Annotated in this window: 18 protein-coding genes; 11 read left to right on the top strand and 7 right to left on the bottom strand. The window is 58.6% G+C overall.

Translation table 11 applies throughout. From position 1 onward, the window contains the following. Positions 1–5: 5 nt before the first annotated feature. A complete protein-coding gene (gene prmC / locus Mag101_RS04550; RefSeq protein WP_077401422.1) occupies positions 6–833 on the top strand; it encodes a peptide chain release factor N(5)-glutamine methyltransferase in 828 nt (275 codons plus the stop codon). Positions 834–905: 72 nt separating this feature from the next. Beyond that, positions 906–1,817: a cation diffusion facilitator family transporter gene (locus tag Mag101_RS04555; RefSeq protein WP_077401424.1), complete on the top strand. Its 912-nt coding sequence runs from the start codon at positions 906–908 to the stop codon at positions 1,815–1,817. Positions 1,818–1,893: 76 nt separating this feature from the next. Here the strand turns inward: Mag101_RS04555 and Mag101_RS04560 are convergent, their stop codons facing one another. Continuing rightward, positions 1,894–3,387, bottom strand: a complete 1,494-nt coding sequence (locus Mag101_RS04560) for a succinylglutamate desuccinylase/aspartoacylase family protein (RefSeq protein ID WP_077401428.1) — start codon at positions 3,385–3,387, stop codon at positions 1,894–1,896. A 174-nt stretch (positions 3,388–3,561) separates the two neighbouring features. Next, on the bottom strand, positions 3,562–4,929 hold the full coding sequence (locus Mag101_RS04565) for an MATE family efflux transporter (protein ID WP_077401431.1): 1,368 nt from the start codon (positions 4,927–4,929) through the stop codon (positions 3,562–3,564). A 155-nt stretch (positions 4,930–5,084) separates the two neighbouring features. Between Mag101_RS04565 and Mag101_RS04570 the strand changes: the two genes are divergently transcribed. Both Mag101_RS04570 and rhlB read left to right on the top strand, forming a co-directional pair. Next, positions 5,085–5,711 carry a DoxX family protein gene (locus Mag101_RS04570; RefSeq protein ID WP_157520163.1) on the top strand — a complete coding sequence of 209 codons (627 nt, stop codon included), beginning with the start codon at positions 5,085–5,087 and terminating at the stop codon, positions 5,709–5,711. Between the two features lie 176 nt (positions 5,712–5,887). Then, the gene (gene rhlB, locus Mag101_RS04575; RefSeq protein WP_077401434.1) at positions 5,888–7,405 is read left to right on the top strand and encodes an ATP-dependent RNA helicase RhlB; all 1,518 of its coding nucleotides are present in this window, start codon (positions 5,888–5,890) and stop codon (positions 7,403–7,405) included. A 61-nt stretch (positions 7,406–7,466) separates the two neighbouring features. Here the strand turns inward: rhlB and cysZ are convergent, their stop codons facing one another. From cysZ to gatC, 5 genes are all read right to left on the bottom strand, one after another. Beyond that, positions 7,467–8,372 carry a sulfate transporter CysZ gene (gene cysZ / locus Mag101_RS04580; protein ID WP_077401437.1) on the bottom strand — a complete coding sequence of 302 codons (906 nt, stop codon included), beginning with the start codon at positions 8,370–8,372 and terminating at the stop codon, positions 7,467–7,469. Between the two features lie 3 nt (positions 8,373–8,375). Continuing rightward, a complete protein-coding gene (locus Mag101_RS04585; RefSeq protein ID WP_077401440.1) occupies positions 8,376–8,672 on the bottom strand; it encodes a PA4642 family protein in 297 nt (98 codons plus the stop codon). Between the two features lie 99 nt (positions 8,673–8,771). After that, a complete protein-coding gene (gene gatB, locus Mag101_RS04590) occupies positions 8,772–10,235 on the bottom strand; it encodes an Asp-tRNA(Asn)/Glu-tRNA(Gln) amidotransferase subunit GatB (RefSeq protein ID WP_077401443.1) in 1,464 nt (487 codons plus the stop codon). 11 nt (positions 10,236–10,246) lie between these two features. Next, complete coding sequence (gene gatA / locus Mag101_RS04595; RefSeq protein ID WP_077401446.1) at positions 10,247–11,701, bottom strand: Asp-tRNA(Asn)/Glu-tRNA(Gln) amidotransferase subunit GatA; 1,455 nt, start codon at positions 11,699–11,701, stop codon at positions 10,247–10,249. A gap of 75 nt (positions 11,702–11,776) precedes the next feature. Next, on the bottom strand, positions 11,777–12,064 hold the full coding sequence (gene gatC, locus Mag101_RS04600) for an Asp-tRNA(Asn)/Glu-tRNA(Gln) amidotransferase subunit GatC (RefSeq protein WP_077401449.1): 288 nt from the start codon (positions 12,062–12,064) through the stop codon (positions 11,777–11,779). A 376-nt stretch (positions 12,065–12,440) separates the two neighbouring features. On the opposite strand from gatC, the gene Mag101_RS04605 reads away from it, so the two are divergent. From Mag101_RS04605 to Mag101_RS04635, 7 genes are all read left to right on the top strand, one after another. Next, positions 12,441–13,475 carry a rod shape-determining protein gene (locus Mag101_RS04605; RefSeq protein ID WP_010132216.1) on the top strand — a complete coding sequence of 345 codons (1,035 nt, stop codon included), beginning with the start codon at positions 12,441–12,443 and terminating at the stop codon, positions 13,473–13,475. Positions 13,476–13,712: 237 nt separating this feature from the next. Next, a complete protein-coding gene (gene mreC / locus Mag101_RS04610; protein WP_232325133.1) occupies positions 13,713–14,504 on the top strand; it encodes a rod shape-determining protein MreC in 792 nt (263 codons plus the stop codon). A gap of 4 nt (positions 14,505–14,508) precedes the next feature. After that, entirely contained in the window at positions 14,509–14,988 is a 480-nt protein-coding gene (mreD, locus tag Mag101_RS04615) for a rod shape-determining protein MreD (RefSeq protein WP_077401455.1), read from the top strand. Between the two features lie 243 nt (positions 14,989–15,231). Continuing rightward, the gene (locus tag Mag101_RS04620; RefSeq protein WP_232325134.1) at positions 15,232–15,888 is read left to right on the top strand and encodes a Maf family protein; all 657 of its coding nucleotides are present in this window, start codon (positions 15,232–15,234) and stop codon (positions 15,886–15,888) included. Between the two features lie 7 nt (positions 15,889–15,895). Then, positions 15,896–17,383, top strand: coding sequence for a ribonuclease G (gene rng / locus Mag101_RS04625; RefSeq protein ID WP_077401463.1), 1,488 nt, complete (start codon positions 15,896–15,898; stop codon positions 17,381–17,383). 63 nt (positions 17,384–17,446) lie between these two features. Continuing rightward, positions 17,447–21,547 carry a YhdP family protein gene (locus tag Mag101_RS04630; RefSeq protein ID WP_077401465.1) on the top strand — a complete coding sequence of 1,367 codons (4,101 nt, stop codon included), beginning with the start codon at positions 17,447–17,449 and terminating at the stop codon, positions 21,545–21,547. Between the two features lie 206 nt (positions 21,548–21,753). Next, entirely contained in the window at positions 21,754–22,605 is an 852-nt protein-coding gene (locus tag Mag101_RS04635) for a hypothetical protein (RefSeq protein ID WP_077401469.1), read from the top strand. Positions 22,606–22,722: the final 117 nt, after the last annotated feature.

A 22,722-nucleotide genomic window follows, 5' to 3' on the forward strand; every position in this document is an offset into this window, starting at 1 on the left:
TCGGTATGGCAACGGTTAAGGAAAACCTGCAGCGCGCGATAGAACTGACCGAAAGTGATAGCCCGCGATTGGATCTCGAGGTGCTGTTATGCCATCTGTTGGGTAAATCGCGCGCCTGGCTATATACCTGGCCAGAGCATCAGCTAAACGACGACCAGCAAGCGGACTTTGAGCAGCTGCTCAAGCGGCGTATTGCCGGCGAGCCGGTAGCCCACCTTACCGGTAGCCGCGAATTCTGGTCGCTACCTCTCAAGGTGAATCGCTCCACACTGATTCCCCGCCCGGATACGGAAGTACTTGTCGAAACTGTACTGGCCCTCTGCCCCCAGGATACTGTGCGGCTGCTCGACCTTGGCACCGGCACCGGTGCCATTGCCCTGGCCCTGGCGAGTGAAAAAAAGCACTGGCAAATTACCGCCGTGGACACCATGCCGGCGGCAGTCGCCTTGGCCGAGGAAAACCGAGCGGTGCAGGGCTTCGGTAACGTACAAATTCTACAGAGCGACTGGTTTTCTGCCCTGGGTGGTGCCACCTTTGATGTTATCGTCAGCAATCCTCCCTATATCGATACTCAGGACCCGCATTTGCGCCAAGGGGATGTGCGCTTTGAGCCGGTGTCTGCGCTGGTGGCGGATGAAAAGGGACTTGCCGATATTCGCAAGATAGCGGCGCAGGCAGCCGGTCACCTCTCCGAGAGTGGTCTGCTGTTGGTGGAGCACGGCTGGGAGCAAGGCAAGGCTGTGCGCAATATTTTTTCCGAGTACGGATACAAGGATGTGGAAACCCGGCTGGACTATGCCGGGCGGGAACGTATTACGCTCGGGCGTACGTAGTCACATCAGTTTTTTCCCTCCGTCTATCGCGGAGGGGAGTGGCCAGTAAGGAAACCGGCTAGGACATCACGCATGCACGATCATGCCCACCACCATCATGGTAGCGGCCGCTTGAAGCCCCTTGTCTGGGGGCTTGTTATCACCTTTTTGTTCGCCATCGTTGAGGCCATCGGCGGTTGGCTTTCCGGTTCTCTCGCTTTGCTGGGCGATGCCGGGCATATGATTACCGATTCCTTTTCTCTCGCCCTCGGCGCGGTGGCGGCATTGATTGCGCGCAAACCTGCAAGCCGGGTGATGTCATTTGGTTGGGGGCGTGCGGAAGTGCTCGCGGCGATGGTCAATGCGCTACTGATGCTGTTGATAGTAGTGGGCATTTCTATTGCCGCATTTGATCGCCTGCAAAACCCGCAGCCGGTTGCCGGCGGGGTGGTGATGCTGATCGCGGCGATTGGCCTGCTGGTAAATGTTGCCGTGGCCTGGGTGCTGCACCGAGGCGAGCAGACCCTGAATATTCGCGGTGCGTTACTGCATGTAATGGGCGATTTGCTGGGCTCGGTGGCAGCGCTGGTGGCCGGAGGGGTGATTTATTTCACCGGCTGGACGCCGATCGACCCGTTGCTGTCCATGTTGATCTGCATCCTGATCCTGATCGCCAGTGTGCGTTTAATCAGGGATGCGGTGGATGTGTTGATGGCGCGCGTACCCCGTGAATTGAGTCTGCCGATAGTGGCGGAAGCCATGGCGCTGGAGGAGGGAGTGCGGTCGGTGCACGACCTGCATATATGGCGTTTCGACAGCAGCACGATTTTGCTGTCTGCACATATCATCGTCGATGATTTGGTGGCCTGGCCACGGGTGCTCGAGCGGCTGCGCAACACCTTGAATCAGCGATTTGGTATTCACCACATCACGTTGCAGCCCGAGCCGTTAAATCTTGATCCTACGCCGGTGATCGATCGGGTGAGTGGCTCGCCGCCATACTGAATCGTTACCCTGCAGGGAAATACGTATCCACTTGTTGCGGCGAGTTGACCTCAGTGAGCCTGTTTGCCCGCTCTCCTCACTCATCCTCTTCGCTTTGCTCTTCCGGGTCGCCGGATGGTTCGGTTTCAGTGCTTTGTGCGGGCTGTTCCACGGTTGCTCCCGTGTCTTGCTGCGGCGGCTCGCTGGTAGTCGTTTCAGGTGCGGCGGGTGCAGGTTCAGCTTTTACTGTCACTTCCTGTGGTGCGGAAATCTGTTCTTCCGGTGCCTGAATACCAATGTGGTACGCGGCAAAGCCCGGTTGCACCACCTGATTCATAGCCATGCCAAGAATGCGCCCGTTGTACTGGGAGCGAATTTCTTTGCGCACGTTGGTGATCGGGTTGGTGACAGTGCCGAGCAGGTCGCCTTTGCGCACGGTGGAGCCAAGTTTTACGTTGCTGAAAATAATGCCGCCGGTAGTCGCACGCTGCCAGGTGGAGTTGTAATACACCGGCTCCGGGTCACCCCAGAGACTGAATTTACTCATCATGCCAAGCTGGTTGAGCAGGGTGCGAATACCTTTCACGCTGTGACTGACCGACAACTCATCCAGCACCATGGGGGCGCCGGCTTCCAGGGTGACCGTGGGAATACCAGCTTCCACTGCGGCCCGACGCAAGGTGCCCTTGGCACCATCGCTGTGCAGTACCACGGTGGAGCCAAAACCTTTGGTCAACTTAACGACTTTGGGATCCTTCAGGTCGCCGCGCAACTGGGGCAAGTTAGTGCGGTAAAACGACCCGGTATGCAGGTCGACGATGGCGTTACAGTGCACCACTACCTCATCAAAAAAGGAGCGCGCGATACGCGAGGCCGAGGAGCCGCGATTGTCTCCGGGGAAGTGGCGATTCAGATCGCGGCGGTCGGTCAGATAGCGGGAGCTGCGGTGAAACCCTTGCAGGTTTACGATCGGCACACCGATGACCGCGCCCTTCAAGGTCTCTGTATCCAGGTTGTACATTACCCTGCGCACGGTTTCGATGCCGTTCAATTCGTCGCCGTGAATGGCGGCAAACAAACACAGGGTGGGTCCCGTTTCCGCGCCATTTACTACCAGTACCGGGGTGGCACTGTAGACACCTTCGAAATGCTGGCGAGGTGACCAGGCCAGGCGCGTAGTCGTGGCTGGCGGCACTTCGGCGCCCAGCAACTGTAGCGGGCGACCGATGGGCTCTTGTTCCTCGACTGTCGGTGTCTCCGCGGGAGCTTCGGGCTGGGCGGTTTCTAGTGTGGGGGCGGGCTCTTCATCGGTCGCGGGTGGCGCAACCAGTTCACTTTCGCTTACGGGCTTGTCGAGCTCGACGCTCTTCGCCTTGGGGATTGGCTTTTCCGGCTGGTCGCCCGTGTTGCGCTGTGCGCCTTCCTGCAGCGCATTTGTGTCGAGTGACGGTTCTGCTGGAGCGGTTTGCTGGGCAGATGGCTCGGGCTTTGGAGCCTTGTCGCTTTGGGTTGATTCGTCCAGTGCCAGTGAGGGTGCCGCCAGGCAATACAGGGCAAGCAGGAGGGAGGGGCGCAGAGCGCGATGACGCATGAAAAGCTCCGTTTTACTGGAAATCCCGTGCTGGCCAAAGCGATTTGGCCGCGCGCGATGATTCGGATGTCTGGAAACTGAGAGCGCGAGTATAGCCAATCGGTTCCCGGCGAATTGCGCGGCACTTGGCGATTCTGCGATTCTGGCCGGTCAGCGCGCAGGTCGGCCAGGAAATTAGGCGGGGACGGCGCGTGCGGAGGGTAGGGCCTTGTTGCTGGTGCGCTGGAGTCGCCAGAGCAGCAGTAGCGATGCTGTGCCGAGGCCGATACAGATTCCTACCCAGTAGCCGTATACCCCCCAGAACTGCTCGCCCAGCCAGTAGGCGGAGGGTAGGCCAATCAACCAGTAGGAAAACAGCTGTATATACATTGGCACCCGGGTGTCCTTGTAGCCACGCAGAGCACCCCAGGCCATGGCCTGGGCAACGTCCACCAGCTGGAAGGCGGCCGCGAGCAGCAGCAAGTTGGTGGCCACCGCAATGATTTCGGCGTTGCTTGTGTAAGCGAGTACCAACAAATTGCGCAGGCTGATGAGTACCACGCCGGTGCCCAGTGCATAGATCAGGCCGCTGCCGACGCCCACCATACTGACAAAGCGCGCGCGCTTTGGCCGCTGCTGGCCCAAAACCTGGGCTGTGCGGATACTGACTGCCTGTGCCAGTGCCAGTGCCACCAAGTAAAAAACGGAACCAATGCTCATACCAATCTGGTGTGCCGATACGATGGTGGCGCCGTAGGAGGCGAGCAGCAGGGTAAGGCTGGCAAAGAAGGTTACTTCGCCGGCGGCGCCAACACAGATCGGCATGCCGACCGCCAGCAGGTGCTTCAGGGTCGGCCAGTGTGGCCGCTCCGGCAATAAACGCAGCTTCAACGCCCGGTAAGCGGAGTCGTTGCCCGCATGCCAGTAAAGTGCGATGGCAATTGCCCAGCACACCAGGCTGGTGGCCCAGCCACAGCCGGCGCCGCCCATGGCGGGTATTGGGCCCCAGCCAAACACAAACAGGATATCCAGCGGCACGTTGAGCACCGCCGCGGCCAGGTAAATACGCATTACCGGGCGCACTTGTGCCATCCCTTCACAGTAACCGCGCAGTGCACTGCCAAAGGCAAAGGGCAGGACTCCGGTGGCCAGCGCCAGCAGGTACTGCACCATGATTTTGCGCACCGGTTCCTCGGTCTGGATCCACTGGCTCCACAGCGGTGCGGCCAGCAGAGCGCCGGCCACCAGCAAGCCACCCACCAGCGCAATCCACACCGACTGGCTCATCTGCCGCGCGCAACCCTGTTCATCGCGGGCGCCGCGCAGGTTGGCCACTACCGGTGACACTGCCGCCAGCATGCCGATCAGGGTCACAGCACATACGGCCCAGATACTCGAACCCAGCGCGAGACCAGCCAGGTCCACTTCCCCCGAGCGTCCAGCGACGATGGTGTCGGTAACCCCCATGCTAACCACCGCGAGGTTGCTTACGACCAGCGGCCCACCAAGATTGGTGAGGTGGCGTAGCTCGGTGACTGTGGCGCGTTTATAGATGCGAAACATGCGTGTACGGCGAGATCTGCTCGGTTAATGAGTGGGGACTAAACTGTTCGGGACCAGATTGGCGGCTGAAGTGTAAGCATTTCAAGCTTTCAGCGACTACTGAACAGGTTGGATCAAACGGATTCAGTCGCAATACACCAAAACGGGAGCGGATTATGGATGGGGCGCACAGTGGGTTCAATCGATTCTATGAGGGATTTTTGCGCTTTTTGCGGCCGCTGGATGGCTTGGGGCCACTAGCCTTGCGGCTGTTCCTCGGACCGATCTTTATTCTCGCCGGTTGGAACAAGTTGATGGGTATTGGTGATGTTGCGGCCTGGTTCGGAAACCCGGACTGGGGGCTGGGACTACCCGCGCCCATGCTGTTGGCCTGGTTGGCCGCGCTCACCGAGTTTTTTGGTGGCATCGCACTGGTGCTTGGTTTGGGCGTGCGCCTTGCTGCGATCCCGCTGATGTTCACCATGGTGGTCGCCGCGGTAGCGGCCCATTGGCAATACGGCTGGCACGCGCTGCCGGAGCAAACGCTCACTATGCCCTGGGAATGGCGCAAGGATCTGATTGCGGAAGCCGTGGTGCGCAAGGATAAAGCGGTTGAGTTACTCAAAGAGTACGGGCACTACGAATGGCTGACCGAGGCTGGAAACTTTACCGTGCTCAAAAACGGTATCGAGTTTGCGGCCACTTACTTCATCATGCTGCTGGCGCTGCTGTTTACCGGTGGCGGGCGCTTTGTGAGCCTCGACTACTGGATCGCCCGGCGCCGCGGCCTGCTGAGGGATTAAGTCGCACCAGTGGCCGGGCGCAAGATTTGCGGCGCTTACACGCCGCTTCCCGCGCCGGTCACATATAGATGATATACTCGCCGATTATTTAACCCGTTTCTGTGGCCATATGGTCACAGAAGCTACCTGAATCAGTCGGTTTGCGGCTGTGCCGGTGCAATTGAGCGAGCAATCTTTTGATAGGCAAGTTTTTCCGTCGTTCCTCCGACAAATCTGAAAATGCATCCAAGCCGCAGGCTAAAGGCCCGAAGGCTGGCCCGGGTGCCGAAAAGCGTTCTGCGGAGGGCAAGTCCACTTCCGGAAAGGATGGCCGCTCCCGCGGGCGTCAGCGCAACCGTCGCCGTGACCAGCGTACAGATGGCCGCAAGGATACTCGCACAAAGGCCCCACAGAAGCCCTGGACACTGGACGAGTTCCAAGTGCCTGAGCAGGAAGGCAAGGTGCGCTTCCACGATCTGGACCTGCCACTGCCGGTAATGCACGCCATTGCGGACCTTGGCTTTCAGTACGCTTCCCCGATTCAGGGCCAGTCTCTCCCGCACACGCTGAATGGTCACGACCTGGTAGGCAAGGCGCAGACCGGTACCGGTAAAACCGCCGCCTTCCTGATTACCGTAATCGATGACCTGCTCAAGCACCCGTTCGATGGTGAGCGCTACGCCGGTGAAGCTCGCGCGCTGATTATTGCGCCGACCCGCGAACTGGTGATGCAAATCGCCGACGATGCCAAGAACCTGTGTAAATACACCGATCTGGAAATCCATACCTTGGTTGGCGGGATGGATTATGAGAAGCAGCAGCGGGCGCTGAACGAACGCCTGGTGGATATTTTGGTGGCAACGCCGGGCCGTCTGCTGGATTTCGTCAACAAGCGCGACTGTTACCTCGATCAGACTGAAATCCTGGTGATCGACGAAGCGGATCGCATGCTGGATATGGGCTTTATCCCCGACGTGCGCCGTATTGTGCGTCAGACGCCGCGCAAGACCCATCGTCAGACCATGTTCTTCTCTGCCACCTTCACCCCCGAGGTGGACGATCTGGTAGAGCAGTGGACCACCGAGCCGACCATTGTGGAAATCGAGCCGGAGCGCGTGGCGACCGATACCGTTACCCAGCATGTGTATCTGGTTTCAAGTGATGAAAAATACCCACTGTTGTACAACATCGTGCAGCAGGATGATGTGGACAGCCTGATTGTGTTCGCTAACCGCCGCGACCAGTGCCGCCGTCTGCACGACCACCTGCTTGCCCATGGCATCAAGGCTGGGCTGCTCTCTGGTGAAGTGGCGCAGAACAAGCGTGTGCGTACCCTGGAAGATTTCAAAACCGGCAAATCCAAAGTGCTGGTGGCTACTGACGTCGCGGGCCGTGGTATTCACATCGATGGTATCAGCCACGTAGTGAATTACACCCTGCCGGAAGAGCCGGAAGATTACGTACACCGTATCGGCCGTACCGGACGTGCGGGCAAGAAGGGCACCTCCATCAGCTTCGCCTGTGAAGACGATGCGATGCGTCTGGAGCCAATCGAGACTTTGCTCGGCAGCAAACTGAAGTGCGAAGTACCGCCGGAAGAGCTGCTGGTTGCGCCGCCTAAGGTGGAAGTGAAGCGCAGTAGTGGTGGCGATCGCAATGACCGTGGCGGTCATCGTGGTGGGCGTCGCGGTGGCGGCGGTCGCTCTCGCCGCTGATCCTTCAGCGGTTCGTTGTGTATAAAAAAACGCGGGAAATACCCGCGTTTTTTATGCCTGCTTACTTGCCGTTTTTCGGCCCCTCAATACCTTTTGGCCATTTCTTTGTCTCGGTGGCCGGTGCCGGATCGATTGGGAAGCTCCGTCCGTTTGGTCCCTTGCCAGGATCGCCATCGGACCAGATGCGTTCCACCCACAACGCCGTTCCACCGGCAACCGCCGCCGGCATCACAAAGATGTTCAGGATCGGCACCATCTTCGCCAGCATCACACTGCCGCCAAAACCGAGGGTGGTGAATTTTTTGCGCATCAGCACGCTTTTCAGTTCGCTGAAAGAACGCTGATGGTTATCCAGCGGGTAATCCACATACTGAATCGCCATACACCAGGCGCCCCAGAGTGCGCCGAGCAGGGCAGGGATAAATACGGTCCAGCTGGTGAGCAGGGCGATCACAAAGATCACGATACCCCAGCCAATAAAGTACATCAGCTTGCGCAGTTCCCGGCCGAGGGTGCGGAAGACCATGCTGTGCAAGGCTTCCGGGGGCGGCGGGTGGCCGGTCAACAGTTCTTCGACTTTCTCTGCCAGCAGGCCGTTAAACGGGGCGGCGATGATGTTGGTGATAATGCCGAACAGGTAGCCGTATACGAAGAAGAACAGCAGCACGACAACAATGGCGATTAACCAAGCCAGCCACTGGAATACGCTTGCCGCCCAGTCTGCGCCGGTGGCGAGAATGGCGCGCCACCAGGACATGTTGGAGGTGTCTACCGGGGTGTCGGTGAGTAGGCTGCCGATGTAGCGGCCGAGGTCGTCGAACTGGCTGATCATCACGAAGCCCAGTGCGATAAACAGCACCAGATTGATGAGCAGAGGGATGATAATGAACGGGCGCAGCTCTTTTCGGGTAAGCAGCTGCGCCCCCCGGATCAGTGCGTGTACGCCATGTGCCGGGTTGGAAGTCATGGGTTACTGCGCTCCCGCGGCCTTCAGGATTTCTCCGTACTCGGCACCCTGTTCGTGCTCGCCAATGCGCGCCAGCAAGGTCTGGCCTTCCGGGCTCTGGCTGTTCAGGTCGAGGCCCTGTTCCTTGAACAGGCGCACGAAGGTTTCAAAATTTTCTGCTTTCATGCCGCGATATGCGCGCTCCAGCAGGTAGAAGTCGCGGTTAAACCCTTCCGGGGCTTCACCTTCGAGAAAGCCGGCGATACGTGCATCGTCGAACACTTCACCGAGAACTTTTTGTTTGTCTTTTTTCAGGCTCACTTATTAATTCCTTGCGTGGTCTGTTGTAGCTCTTGTCTGGACACCACCGGAGGTGGGGTGATACCACCAATGCCTCCGGTCTCAGTCCCAGTCTCAACCTCAGAGTAGGGCGTCCAGTTTCTCTTTCAGGATCTTGTTGATCATCTGCGGGTTCGCCTGGCCTTTGGACGCCTTCATGATCTGACCCACAAAGAAGCCCATCATCTTGGGGCGCTTATCCGGATCGGCGTTGCGGTAGTTATCTACCTGCGCAGTGGAGGCGGCAATCACATCGTCCACCAGCTTCTCGATGGCGCCGGTGTCGGAGACCTGCTTCAGCCCTTTGGCTTCAATTACGGCATCCGCGTCACCATCGCCATTGGCCATCGCCTCAAACACCTGCTTGGCGATTTTTGAGGAGATGGTTCCGTCCTTGATACGCGCAATCAGGCCCGCCAAATGCTCGGCGTTTACCGGGGACTGTTCAATAGATTTTTCTTCGCGGTTCAGTAGTGCCGCGAGTTCACCCATCACCCAGTTGGCCGCCAGTTTGGCTTCGCCACTTTTTGCCGCAACCTGCTCAAAGTAGTTTGCAGTGGGGCGCTCCTGAGTCAGCTGGTCTGCGTCGTAGGCAGACAGGCCGTATTCCTTTTCAAAGCGTGCGCACTTTGCGTCTGGCAGTTCCGGCAGATCGCCGCGCACCTGTTCCACGTATTCGTCCGACAGTACCACCGGCAGTAAGTCCGGGCAGGGGAAGTAGCGGTAGTCGTTGGCCACTTCCTTGCTACGCATGGAGCGGGTTTCGTTCTTGTCTGCATCGTACAGGCGGGTTTCCTGTACCACCTTGCCGCCGTCTTCGATCAAATCGATCTGGCGCTGGGCTTCTACCTTGATCGCCTTCTCGATAAAACGGAAGGAATTCAGGTTTTTGATCTCGGCACGGGTGCCCAGCTCTTCCTCGCCCTTGAGGCGTACGGAAACGTTGGCGTCACAGCGCAGCGAACCCTGGGACATGTCGCCGTCGGAAATGCCCAGGTAAGTCACAATGCTGTGGATCTTTTTCAGGTAGGCCACGGCCTCGGCGGCGCTGCGCATATCCGGCTCGGATACAATCTCGATCAGCGGGGTGCCGGCACGGTTCAGGTCAATGCCAGACATGCCGTGGCCAGTATCAAAAACAGCATCGTGCAGGGATTTACCTGCATCTTCTTCCAGGTGGGCGTGGTGCAGGCGCACGGTCTTGCTACTGCCGTCTTCCAGGTGGATCTCGACCTGGCCTTCGCCAACGATCGGTTGTTCCAGCTGGGTGGTCTGGTAGCCCTTGGGCAGGTCCGGGTAAAAATAGTTTTTGCGCTCGAAAACGGAGCGCTTGCCGATTTCCGCGTTCATCGCCAGGCCAAACATCACTGCAAAGCGGAAGGCTTCTTCATTGGGTACCGGCAAAGTGCCGGGCATGGCCAGGTCTACCGCGCAGGCCTGGGTGTTCGGATCGGCACCAAATGCGGTGCTGGCGCCGGAGAAAATTTTTGATTGGGTGGCCAGTTGTACATGCACTTCCAGCCCGATTACGACTTCCCATTCCATGTCGCGTCTCCTTATTTTACTGCCGGGGCGGTTTGTTGATGCCAGTCACTGGCTTGCTGGAACTGGTGCGCCACATTCAACATGCGTGCTTCGTCCAGGTAGTTGCCAATGATCTGCAGGCCGACGGGCAGGCCGTGGGCAAAACCGCAGGGGATGGACATGCCGGGCAGGCCGGCCAGGTTGGTGGCGATGGTGTAAATGTCTTCCAGATACATAGCCACCGGGTCGGCATTCTTCTCGCCCAGCTTGAATGCGGGGTTGGGTGCAGTTGGACCCATGATGACATCGACCTTATCGAAGGCGTCGACAAAGTCCTGCTTGATCAGGCGGCGCACCTGCTGGGCTTTGTTGTAGTAAGCATCGTAATAGCCGGCAGACAGGGCGTAGCTGCCGACTAAAATGCGGCGTTTCACTTCTTCGCCGAAGCCTTCACCACGGGAGCGCATATACAGATCGCGCAGATCCGCGGGGTTTTCACAGCGGTAGCCGTAGCGCACGCCATCGAAGCGCGACAGGTTGGCGGAGGCTTCCGCCGGTGCGATTACGTAATAAGCCGGCACCGCCAGCTTGCTGTGCGGCAGGCTGATTTCCACCAGCTCGGCACCGAGTTTCTCGTATTCCTTCAGTGCGTCCTGAACGCGGGCGCCCACTTCGCTATCGAGGCCTTCCCCGAAGTATTCACTTGGTACACCGATCTTGAGGCCAGCGATGGAGTCGTTCAGTTGCGCGGTGTAGTCCTGCACCGGGCGATCCAGGCAGGTGGAGTCTTTCGCATCGGGGCTTGCCATTACCGACAGCATCAGCGCGGCGTCTTCCGCGGTACGCGTGATCGGGCCGCCCTGGTCCAGGCTGGAGGCGAACGCAATCATGCCCCAGCGTGACACCCGGCCATAGGTCGGTTTGAGGCCAGTGGTACCGGTCATGGCGGCTGGCTGGCGAATCGAGCCACCGGTGTCGGTAGCTGTTGCGCCCGGTGCCAGCAGTGCCGCGACCGCAGCGGCGGAACCACCGGAGGAGCCGCCGGGAATGCGCTCTACATCCCAAGGGTTTTTCACCGCGCCGTAAAAACTGGTTTCGTTGGAGGAGCCCATGGCGAACTCATCCATATTGGTCTTGCCCAGACTGATGGCGCCGGCCTGCTGGAAGTTGTCGATCACGGTGGCGTCGTAGGGCGGTACGAAGTTGTCCAGCATCTTCGAGCCACAGCTGGTGCGTACGCCGTTGGTGCAGAAAATGTCCTTGTGCGCCACAGGTACACCACACAGGGCCGGGGCATCGCCCTGCGCCAGGCGGGCGTCGGCAGTTGCGGCCTCATTCAGTGCCTGCTCGCTGGTGACGGTGATAAAACTGTTGAACTGGCTGTCGAGCTGCTGGATGCGTTCCAGATAGTGGCTGGTGAGTTCAACGCTGGAGAATTGTTTGTCGCGCAGGCCGCGGATGATCTCGGCGATGGTCAACTGATGCATTGGAAATCCGGTTTCTTGTCTATTCTGTGGTGGCCCAAGTCGGTGCTTGTGCGGTCGGGCAGGTCAGGTCCTGGGTCAGTCGATGACTTTAGGGACCAGATAGAGGCCCGCTTCCGATTGGGGTGCCAGGGCGAGGAACGCTTCGCGGCGGTTGGGCTCGGTCACGGCGTCTTTGCGCAGGACCTGAACCTCATCCAGCGGATGGGCCATGGGTTCAACACCGTCGGTATTGACCGCCTGCAACTGGTCCACCAGCTGCAATACGTCGCCCAGGCGGCTGCTGACATCGTCTATGGTTTCTTCGGAAATGGCGATGCGGGCCAGTTCGGCCAGCTTTTCAATGGTTTGCGCGTCCACGGCCATGGGGATAGAGACTCCAGCTTCTCATTGGCTAATTTGCGGCCAGGCCCGGATTCGCGGGGCTGGCGGGAATAGAAGGAGCGCAAATTTACCATACCTGTCGGGGAAACTCTTTATGGATATAAATCAGAGGGCGCTGAGCCTTGCCCTTAACCCCCGCCATTGTTAGAGTTTGCCGATTCTGGCCAGGTCACCGTTGTCTCTGGCTTATTCGTCGAAGAGCGGACGAAAACGCCGTCCGGAACACAGAATTGTTTGCGTGGACTAATTATCCTGTGACGCATCTCCAGCTGGGGGCGCTGTTCACACTAGTTTGCGCTCTCGGCACCTGATCCCGCTCGGGTGTTGTACTACAGAAGAATTAAGGTAATCGAATTCCATGTTTAAACGTTTGCGGGGCATGTTCTCCAGTGATCTCTCTATCGACCTGGGTACTGCCAACACGCTTATCTACGTGCGCGATCGCGGCGTAGTCCTCGACGAGCCGTCTGTTGTTGCTATCCGTCACTACAACGGAACCAAAATTGTGGAAGCGGTTGGCGTGGAAGCCAAGCGTATGCTGGGCCGTACCCCAGGTAATATCACTGCGATTCGCCCGCTGAAAGACGGCGTGATTGCAGACTTCCAGGTCACCGAGAAGATGCTGCAGCACTTTATCAAGAAAGTGCATGAGAACAGCTGGATGCGCCCGAGCCCGCGGGTTCTGGTGTGCGTGCCCTGTCAGTCCACCGAAGTTGAGCGTCGCGCGATTCGCGAATCTGCCCTCGGTGCCGGCGCCCGTGAGGTCTGGCTGATCGAAGAGCCTATGGCGGCGGCGATCGGTGCCGGCCTGAAGGTGGAAGAAGCCAGTGGTTCCATGGTGGTGGATATCGGTGGTGGTACCACTGAGATCGCAATCATCTCGCTGAATGGTGTGGTGTACTCCGATTCCGTACGCATTGGCGGCGACCGTTTTGACGAGGCCATCGTTAACTATGTGCGCCGCAACTACGGCAGCGTGATTGGTGATGCCACCGCTGAGCGCATCAAAGAAGAAATTGGCTGTGCCTATGCCGGCAGCGAAGTGCGTGAGATCGACGTGCGCGGTCGCAATCTGGCAGAAGGTGTGCCGCGTAGCTTCACCCTAAATAGCGACGAGATTCTGGAAGCCCTGCAAGAACCGCTCACCGGCATCGTGCAGGCAGTGAAAAGCGCGCTGGAACAGTCTCCCCCCGAATTGGCTTCCGATATCGCCGAGCGCGGCATGGTGCTGACTGGTGGTGGTGCGCTGTTGCGCGACCTGGATCGCCTGCTGATGGAAGAGTCCGGTCTGCCGGTCATTGTCGCTGATGATCCGTTGACCTGTGTTGCCCGTGGCGGTGGCCAGGCGCTGGATATGATGGATAAGAGCCGTCTGTACCTAGTTTCGAGTTGAGTTTCCAGCTAATCCCGACACGCAGCTGGTTTCGGCCGGTCTGCGACGGCGGTGCTCATGGAGCGCTTGTCGCGTCTTGGTGACTTCCTGACGGAATACCCGGGCCGAGCGCCGCCGAATCACCCGCGTACGGATACGCGCACAGACCAATAAGAACATTATTGCTGAACAGGTCGATGGGGGCCGCCCATTAAACCGCTATTTACCCGAGGCCCGTCACCGGAATCCCGCATACTTGTGCTGGGGCTGGTGGCGACGGCGCTGATCCTGATCAACCTCTACACCGACTGGCTAAACCCGGTGCGCGAGCGCCTTTCCAGTTTGGCTGCTCCCTTTTACTGGCTGACCGGAACTCCCTCCCGAGTAGGTGATTGGGCGGGCGAGCAGTGGCGCACCCGCGATGAGCTGCTGGATGAAAATAGCCGTCTCAAGCATCAGGTGATGTTGCTGGAGCAGCAGGCCCAGTTGCTCGCCGCGGTCCGCGCGGAAAACACCCAGCTAAAAGAATTGATGAACTCCGCCGAGAGTGTGAACCAGCGAGTACTGGTGGCGCAGGTGATCGGTGTGTCGCCGGATCCGCTCGAGCACGTGCTGATTATCGACAAGGGCCGCAGCGATGGCGTGGTACAGGGTGCCGCGATCATGGATGCCAGCGGCCTGCTTGGGCAGGTGATTGAGGCCGGGGATTTTTCCAGTCGGGTTCTGCTGATTACCGATGCCAACCATGCGCTGCCGGTACAGGTGCTGCGCAACAGTGTGCGTGCGGTGGCCGAGGGCACCGGGGATCTGTATCGGCTCAAGTTGCGCCATCTGGCCAATACCAGTGATATCCGCGAGGGTGATCTTCTGCTGAGTTCTGGACTCGGCGGGCGCTTTCCCGCGGGCTATCCAGTGGGTGAAGTGATTTCGGTCAAACGTGACCCCGGGCGTGCCTTTGCCGAGGTGGATGTGGAGCCTCGTGGGCGCATGAACCGCAGTCGTTTTGTGTTGGCGGTACTGAATACGCCCACTGACGAGGGGCAGGACTGAACGGATGGATGCCCACAATCGCTGGTTTATCCTGTTCACCGTGGTGGTTGCGCTACTGCTGGCAGTGATGCCGCTACCCACAGATTGGCTGTGGTTCCGGCCCGCATTCTGCGCGCTGGTTGTTATCTTCTGGACTACACGCATGCCCCAGGAATTGGGGGTGGGCTTTGCCTGGATGGTGGGGTTCGCGGAAGATCTGGTGACCGGGGCCACCCTCGGGGCGCATGCCCTTTCTCTGGCGGTGCTCGCCTATTTCAGCCTGTTGACCTATCGCCGCACCCGCGCGTTTAACCCCGGGCAGCAGCTGATGTGGGTATTTGTATTGGTGGGGATCAATCAGTTGCTGGGCAACTGGGTGCACAGTCTGGCGGGCAAGTCGGTGCCGGGATTGACCTTCCTGTGGCCGGCGCTGACCACGGCGGTACTGTGGCCGGTGATCACCCCCTGGCTGCACCGCACCGCTTCTAGCCTGCGGGTCCGATAGTTTTGGGGCCTCTGGCTCTGACTCTGTCTCTGCCGCGAGCAGCGACCGAAATCCTGAGACCAGAGTCCCGAGTCCCGAAGTCAATATCCTGAAACCAGAGCCCCGGAACCAGAGCCCCGGAACAAAAACTCGACCGAAATTTGCGTTAAGTATCCTTAAGGGGCGGTTATTTTTCGAGCGTGGCCGCTATAATCAGGCGTTCTGATATTTCGTCCAGCAAATACATAATCATAAGCGTTGCCCGTGCCACAGCCAGACACTCGACAAGCCACCCCAGTGCCGCGCCTGCTTCTCGCTTCGGGATCCCCCCGGCGCGCCGAGCTGTTATCGCAGATAGGGGTTCCGTTTTTCTCTGCTGCCACTTCAGTAGAAGAATGTCGTCGCCCTGAGGAGTCCGGGCGGGAATATGTGCTGCGCCTGGCTCAGGAGAAGGCGCGGGCCGGTCTCGCGCAATCGGAGGTGGAAGCGGGTGCCGCCGCCTGGTCTCTGGGTGCCGATACCCTGGGTATCGTGCAAGAAGAGGTGCTGGAAAAACCGCGGGATTTCACCGACTTTCGCCGCATGATGGGCCTTATGTCGGGTGCTGAGCACGCGGTGCTCACCGCCATTTGTCTGACCGACGGGGATCAGTCGTTCAATGCTGTGGTCGAAACCCGGGTGCGCTTTCGTGAATTGAGCGATCGTCTGATCGAAGACTACTGGAATACCGGCGAGCCTCGCGATAAGGCGGGTGGTTACGGTATTCAAGGCAAGGGCGCTCTGCTGGTGGCGTCTATTCAGGGTAGTTATAGCAATGTGGTGGGATTGCCGCTGGAGACCCTGTCGGGTTTTCTGGAGCGCGCAGGCATTCCATTCTGGCAATTTGATCGGCGCGTCGATGCAGGGATGATCGAGGAGTAGCGGTCCGGTGAGTGAAGAATTATTGATCAATGTGGCGCCCATGGAGACCCGTGTGGCGCTGGTGGAAAACGGCGTGCTACAGGAGGTTTACCTGGAGCGCACCGCGAGCCGCGGAATTGTCGGCAATATCTACAAAGGCAAAGTAGTGCGAGTATTGCCGGGTATGCAGGCGGCGTTCGTCGATATCGGCCTGGAGCGCGCTGGGTTTATCCACGCTTCGGACATTGCGCCCCTGGATGAAGAGGGTATGGAGTCCCGCGAAGGGGAGGTGGCCGATATCCGTGCACTGGTGCGCGAGGGGCAGTCGCTGGTGGTGCAGGTGGTCAAGGACCCTATCTCCAGTAAAGGTGCACGCCTCACTACGCACTTGTCGGTTTCTGCCCGTTACCTGGTGTATATGCCGCAGACCCGGCACATCGGTATCTCCAATCGCATCGAGGATGAGTCGGAGCGAGAGCGCCTGCGCACTCTGGTTGATCTGGCTTCCACCAAGCTGGCGGACGAGGGGCTGAGCGGCGATGGCGGCTTTATTCTGCGCACCGTCGCCGAAGGGGTCAGCGAAGAAGAGTTACTGCGCGACATTCCATTTTTGTACAAGCTTTGGAAAGAGCTGGAGCAGCGCATCAAGGCAGAAAAAGAGCCCTCGATCATCTACGAGGACCTGCCGCTGTTTATGCGCGCGTTGCGGGACCTGGCTCGCCCGCATACAGAAAAGATTCGAATTGACTCGCGCGAGGCCCACGCCCGCGCGGCCAAGTTCACCAGCAAGTATGCGCCGGAAATTGCTCCGCGCATCGAGCACTATCCCGGTGAGCGCCCGCTGTTTGATTTGTACGGTGTGGAGGAGGAAATTCGCAAGGCACTGCAAAACAAGGTGACCCTGAAATCTGGGGGTTACCTGATTGTCGAGCAGACCGAGGCGATGAGTACCATCGACGTTAACACCGGCGCGTTTGTGGGGCACCGCAATCTCGAAGAAACCATCTTTAAGACCAATCTGGAAGCCGCCACCGCAATCGCCCGCCAGCTGCGCCTGCGCAACCTGGGCGGTATCATCATTATCGACTTTATCGATATGCAGGATACCGAGCACCAGCGTCAGGTATTGCGTACTCTGGAGAAAACGCTGGAGCGCGATCACGCGAAAAGCAGTATCACCGGTGTGTCTGAGCTTGGCTTGGTAGAGATGACCCGCAAGCGCACCCGCGAGTCCCTCGGCCAGATGCTGTGTGAACCCTGCTCGGTATGCGCGGGGCGCGGCACCCTGAAGACTGCGGAAACTGTGTGCTACGAAATCTTCCGCGAAATTATTCGCGAAGCGCGCGCCTACGACAGCGACAAGATTATGGTGTTGGCCAGCCAGGTGGTGATTGACCTGTTGCTGGATGAGGAATCGGCCAACGTGGCCGATTTGGAAGAATTTATTGCCCGCCCGATTCAGTTTCAGGTGGAGCCTATATATAACCAGGAGCAGTACGACATTGTACTGGTGTGATCGTCCAACCAAGACTGCGTGCGTGCGCCCGAGCATGGCCTTTCCTGTAGGAGAGTTGGCCTAATGCTGTGGTTGCGCTGGTTCGTCCGCAAGTTCTGGTTACTGGTGGTGGTCCTGGTGATCTCCCTGGCGATCCTGGTGCAGACCGGGCGTATTCTCTCGCCTCAAGTAAGCAAGTACAGCCCGCAAATTAGTGGCTGGTTGTCGCAACAGCTCGGCGCGCCGGTGGCGCTCGAACATATCTCGCTGCGGTGGCAGGCGCTGGAAGTTGCCCTGCAGGTAGATGGCCTCAAGATTGGTGAAGAAGGCCAGGTCGCGCTGCGCCGTGGCCTGTTCCATCTGGATCTGTTGGCGAGTCTGTGGAACCGCGAACTGATCTGGAAAAACCTGGAAGTTGATGGGTTCTCCGCGTCGCTGGAGCAGCGCGCGCAAGGTGGCTGGCAAGTCCGTGGATTCCCTCGCGCTACGCAGCCGGCAACACCAAATACCGATGGCGTGCGTCTCGGTGACCCCGCACGTATTTTCCAGTTGGGTCCCAAGGTACTGGTGCGCGACGCCAGTATTGCGCTCGCCCTTACCGATGGGCAGTCGGCGAATGTCAATCTGAAGGAAATCCAGCTCGAGAACAGTGGTGGCTTCCATCGTCTGGTAGCGCGGGCATTCGTCACTGGCGCGGTGCAGAGCCTGAACAGTGGTGAAGAGAGCCTGCGACTGGTGCTGGAAGGGCGCGGTGACCCGCGTCATAGCGAAGCATTCACTCTGCGCGGTTACGCGCAGTTAAATGAACTATTGATCGATGCCGACCTGATTGGCTTGATCTATGAGCTGTCGCCTCTCCCCGAGAAACTTTACTGGCCCGGCCGCAAATTGGCAGGTGGGCGCCTGTGGCTCAATTCGGATGCGGATTCTGGTTACAGCCTGCGCGGTAATTTGAGCCTCGCACAGGTTGCTGCGGACGCTGCAGCAGCGGGTGAGACTGACACACAGGAGGCACCTGTCGGAGCGCTGGGTACGCTGAACGCCCTGTCGAGCAATATTTCGGGCAACTGGCGTCCTGGCGAAAAGTGGGAGTTAGTACTGCAAGATCTGGGGCTTAACTGGCAGCAGTTGGAAGTACCAGACGTGAACCTGCAGGCGAGCGGTGACCAGCAGGGGAACCTGCAGTTGGCGCTGGATCAGATTGAGTTGCAGGCCTGGCACCGGGTGCTGCGGGTACTGGAGTTAATTCCACCGAAAGCCGACGAGTGGCTGCAGGCGCTGGAGCCTACCGGCGAGCTGCAAAATGTACGTCTGTCCCGGGTGAATGGCGAAGTGACCATTGCCGCCAACCTGCATGACGTAGCCGCGGGCGCACATCGCGGCGCGCCGGCAGTGACGGGGGTGAATGGTTTCCTGTCACTGAACGGGCAGGGCGGTCGTGTAGAGCTCGATAGCCATAATGGTTTCAGCGCGCATTTTCCCCTGCTGTACAAAGCACCATTCAATTTTTCCTCCGCGCGCGGCACTGTGGCCTGGGATGTGGATCGCGAGCACGACACCGTATCTGTGTATTCCGGCCCTCTTATGTTGGACGCGGAGGCGATCGGTCAGCAAGGCCAGGTACCCGCTGAAGGTGCTTTCCGTGGGCAATTCCTGCTGCAGATTCCCCTGGTTCCGTTTACCCGCCCATCCGACTTCACCCTGGCGCTTGGCCTGCGCAATGTCGCGGTAGCCGAGCAGCGCCATCTGGTACCGACGGTCGTTAGCGCCGATTTGCGCAAATGGCTGAACAACAGTATTGGTGTGGATAACACGGGGCAGATTCCTGCCGCCGGGTTTATTTATCGCGGATACAGTTACCGTAAAGGCGAAGATCCCGTACTCCTCGCGTTGGGCAAGAGCAAGCAGCGACAGACGGTTCAGTTGCAGGCCGATATTGCCGACAGCAGTTTGCGCTATGCCAGCGGCTGGCCAATTGCAGAACAAGTGAATGGCCATCTGGGAATTAATGATACGGAAGTGTTGGTGGTGGCTCCCACAGCGAAGCTGTGGCAGGTGGACGGCGAAAATGTCTCGGTGCGTGTTTCACCGGCGCCGGGCGGTTCGCGTCTGGATGTCTCCGCGGACCTGAAAGGGCCTGCTGCAGATGGTTTGAAGCTACTGCGGGAGTCTCCCTTGCGCGACAAGTTGGGTGATGCCTTTGATCACTGGTCGCTGAATGGTGATATGCAGGGCACGCTCAAAATCGCCCAGCCCATGGGCGGTGCCAAATTTGCGCCGTTGCAGGATATTGACCTGACGCTTGCCGGGAGTGAACTGAACCTGCAGAAATTGAACCTGCAGATCGACCAGTTGAGCGGTAGGGTGCGTTACCACAGTGAGAAAGGTCTGCAAGGTTCCAGCTTCCGTGGCGCCTTGTGGGGGCAACCCTTACAGGCATCCATTCAGCACCTGGGTGCAGGTGATGAGCGCGATACGCAAGTGGTCGTGAATGGCAGCGCGAACACCGCAGCTATCGGCAGTTGGAGTGGGCGCCCGGAATTGCAGTGGATGGATGGCGACCTCGACTATCAGGCACTGGTTACCATTCCGGCAAAATCCAAGGACAAGCCGTATGGTGCAATTCTGGAAATTTCCTCCGACCTGCAGCAGGTAGCCGTTGGGCTGCCGGCACCGTTGGGGAAAACCGCGGGTGAAAAATCCCGGTTTGTTATGCGGGTACCAATCGGCGATGAAGGCAACCTGTACCACCTCAGTTATGGTGAGCATTTGCAGGGGCAATTGTGGCAGGTCGACGGCAAGTTGGAGCGTGCCGCTATTGCCCTAAATGCGCCCGCCACGCTGCCAGACTCCCCGGGTATTTCGGTGTTTGGTGATCTTGCGGTCGTGGATTTTGCGCCCTTGAAAGAAGCGCTGGAAATCTACACCGGCGGTGCTGGCGAGTCAGCGACCGAGGGGGATGCCTCCGCACTACCGATTGTTCTCGATCTCAGTACCGATCTGTTGCGAGTATCTGAGGCGGTGCAAATCGAAAATATCCATGCGCGCGGTCGCGGGCTGGGTGCCGACTGGCAACTGCAGTTTGATAGTGAAACCGCTGCCGGCGAGTTGACCGGGCTTCTCAATTCCACCTCACCGCTGAACTTGAAACTCGAACACCTTCGATTGCCGGCGCTGGCCAAGGCGGAAGCCCAGAGCGGCGACGGAGAAGAGGAAAACCGCGAACTGACGGCAGCCGCAGTACGTGACGCTGTGCAGGACCGCTGGAAAGGGTTCGATTTCACCGCTTTGCCACGGGTGGATTTTTCCACCGAAAACCTGTGGCTCGGTGAAGAGGATATGGGGCCCTGGTCGTTCCGTTTACGCCCCTCGGAAGAACGTCTGGTGGTCAGTGAAATCCAGGGGGCAATGCGCGGCTTGCGTATCGAGGGGCGCGGCGAAGGAGAGAATCGCCTGGGTGCTCAGCTGATGTGGATGCGCGACGCCGACGGCAGCGAGTCTACTCAGTTCATTGGTCGCCTGAGAGGCGATAACCTCGGTGACGTACTGCAGGCCTGGGGTCAGGAGGCGGCCATTGAAAGCCGCTCCGCGGTATTTGACACCGCGCTGCGCTGGAGCGGTTCGCCGGCAATGGTGCGCCCCAACGGTATGAACGGCGAAATCCGCATCGATATCCGCAACGGTCACTTTCTCCGTGCCAGTGACAACGCCGGCACATCCCTGTTGCGGCTGCTCTCCCTGTTCAACTTCGACACCTGGGCGCGGCGCCTGCGTCTGGATTTTTCCGATCTGGTGCAAAGTGGCCTGACGTTTGACCGGGTGCGCGGCGAGGTATATTTCGAAGGGGACGGCGAACTGTTGATCGCGGTACCCATTCAGGTGGAAGGCCCTACCAGTGAGTTGCAGATGGCGGGGCGCGTGAACCTGCAGCGGGAAGATCTGAACCTGACCCTGGTGGCGACCCTGCCCGTGGGCAATAACCTCGCTTTTGTCGCGGCGCTGGCCGGTGGCCTGCCGGCGGCAGCGGGGGTTTATCTGATCAGTAAGGTGTTTAAGAAGCAGGTGGATCGAGTCGCCAGTGTCAGCTATCGCATTAACGGTGCCTGGTCTGAACCCGAGGTGCGCTTTGACCGTTTGTTTGACGACGGGGCTGCAGTCGAACCAGAGCGCGCGGTGGCCAACTGAAACAGTTTCCGCTTTTACTCACAGCTTGAGAAATATTGTGCTATGAGGTGAAATTGCGCGCTGGCGGTTGCAAAAACCGAATAATTATTCGATATTGCTGTTTCTTGCGGCAAATTCAACAGCTGCGAGACCCGCAGCTAACCGTGCAACGCATGCAGCACTTGAGTAAGTAACAACAATAATCACGCTATCGAGGTTCTTCGCCAATGTCCGAGGTGGTTTCTTTGGCCGGTTTATCCGCTAATCGCTATACCCTGTTCAAGATTTTTAAGTACGTTGTGTACAGTTTGCTGGCGTACAACGTATATGCGTTTTTCTTAGAAAACCACGCGGCCGCGGGTACCGTATTCGCCGATGGCGTTAGCCTCGGCAAAATTATTGAGGCCTACAACGATTCGATCGATACCCTGGCATGGGTGGTGTTGCTGCTGGTGTTCGAATTGGAAACCTGGGTGCTGTCCGACGAGAAGCTGAAGGGCGCAACCAAGTGGGCGCTGAACGCGGTGTCCGCGTTCTGTTATGTGTTTATTGTTTACTCTTTCTACGGTTACTTCTCCGAGATGGTAACCGTGACTAATCTTCTCCCTGCGTCGGCGGCAGCCTGTGACCTGGTGGCGAATGGCGGCTGGTCTATTGTGCTGGAGCAGGATGACTATGTGGCGCTGACGGCGGCCAATTGTGGCTCACTGGTAGACGCGAGTCTGCTGCAGCTGGCGGATGCGCAGGTTGTTGGCTCTGCGGAAGTCTGGCGTGAGATTCAGTGGCTGGCGTGGGTAGACGTAATTAACTCCGGCGCCTGGCTGCTGGTGGTTGCGATTTTGACTTTTGATGTATGGCTACAGCTGCGTCACCAGCTGTCCGATTCCATCATGCGTTATTCCCAGGTCATTAAAGGCATTCTCTACTTCACCCTGTTGCTGTGCGCGATCTACTGGGGTGTAAATGGCAGCTTCCTGGATTTCTGGGATGCCTTTCTGTGGCTGGTAGCCTTCTTCTTTATCGAAATGAACCTGTTCGAATGGCAGGCTGAGACAAGCACTGAGACAAGCTCTGAGTAAGGGGTAACCCGGGGGCGGAGATACTTTGTTCTGGCTCTGGTGGCGGTACCGCCACCGTGCAAGACATTGTGAGACACGCCGTAAATCCATCCCTGGGGGCTCTTCTAAAACATCCCT

It is taken from the genome of Microbulbifer agarilyticus, from assembly GCF_001999945.1.
Taxonomy (GTDB): Bacteria; Pseudomonadota; Gammaproteobacteria; order Pseudomonadales; family Cellvibrionaceae; genus Microbulbifer; species Microbulbifer agarilyticus_A.

Excerpts from the sequence above, each read along its gene's own strand:
- prmC (WP_077401422.1), top strand. The coding sequence starts at position 6 with ATGGCAACGGTTAAGGAAAACCTGCAGCGCGCGATAGAACTGACCGAA.
- Mag101_RS04555 (WP_077401424.1), top strand. The coding sequence starts at position 906 with ATGCACGATCATGCCCACCACCATCATGGTAGCGGCCGCTTGAAGCCC.
- Mag101_RS04560 (WP_077401428.1), bottom strand. The coding sequence starts at position 3,387 with ATGCGTCATCGCGCTCTGCGCCCCTCCCTCCTGCTTGCCCTGTATTGC.
- Mag101_RS04565 (WP_077401431.1), bottom strand. The coding sequence starts at position 4,929 with ATGTTTCGCATCTATAAACGCGCCACAGTCACCGAGCTACGCCACCTC.
- Mag101_RS04570 (WP_157520163.1), top strand. The coding sequence starts at position 5,085 with ATGGATGGGGCGCACAGTGGGTTCAATCGATTCTATGAGGGATTTTTG.
- cysZ (WP_077401437.1), bottom strand. The coding sequence starts at position 8,372 with ATGACTTCCAACCCGGCACATGGCGTACACGCACTGATCCGGGGGGCG.
- gatB (WP_077401443.1), bottom strand. The coding sequence starts at position 10,235 with ATGGAATGGGAAGTCGTAATCGGGCTGGAAGTGCATGTACAACTGGCC.
- gatA (WP_077401446.1), bottom strand. The coding sequence starts at position 11,701 with ATGCATCAGTTGACCATCGCCGAGATCATCCGCGGCCTGCGCGACAAA.
- gatC (WP_077401449.1), bottom strand. The coding sequence starts at position 12,064 with ATGGCCGTGGACGCGCAAACCATTGAAAAGCTGGCCGAACTGGCCCGC.
- Mag101_RS04605 (WP_010132216.1), top strand. The coding sequence starts at position 12,441 with ATGTTTAAACGTTTGCGGGGCATGTTCTCCAGTGATCTCTCTATCGAC.
- mreD (WP_077401455.1), top strand. The coding sequence starts at position 14,509 with ATGGATGCCCACAATCGCTGGTTTATCCTGTTCACCGTGGTGGTTGCG.
- Mag101_RS04630 (WP_077401465.1), top strand. The coding sequence starts at position 17,447 with ATGCTGTGGTTGCGCTGGTTCGTCCGCAAGTTCTGGTTACTGGTGGTG.
- Mag101_RS04635 (WP_077401469.1), top strand. The coding sequence starts at position 21,754 with ATGTCCGAGGTGGTTTCTTTGGCCGGTTTATCCGCTAATCGCTATACC.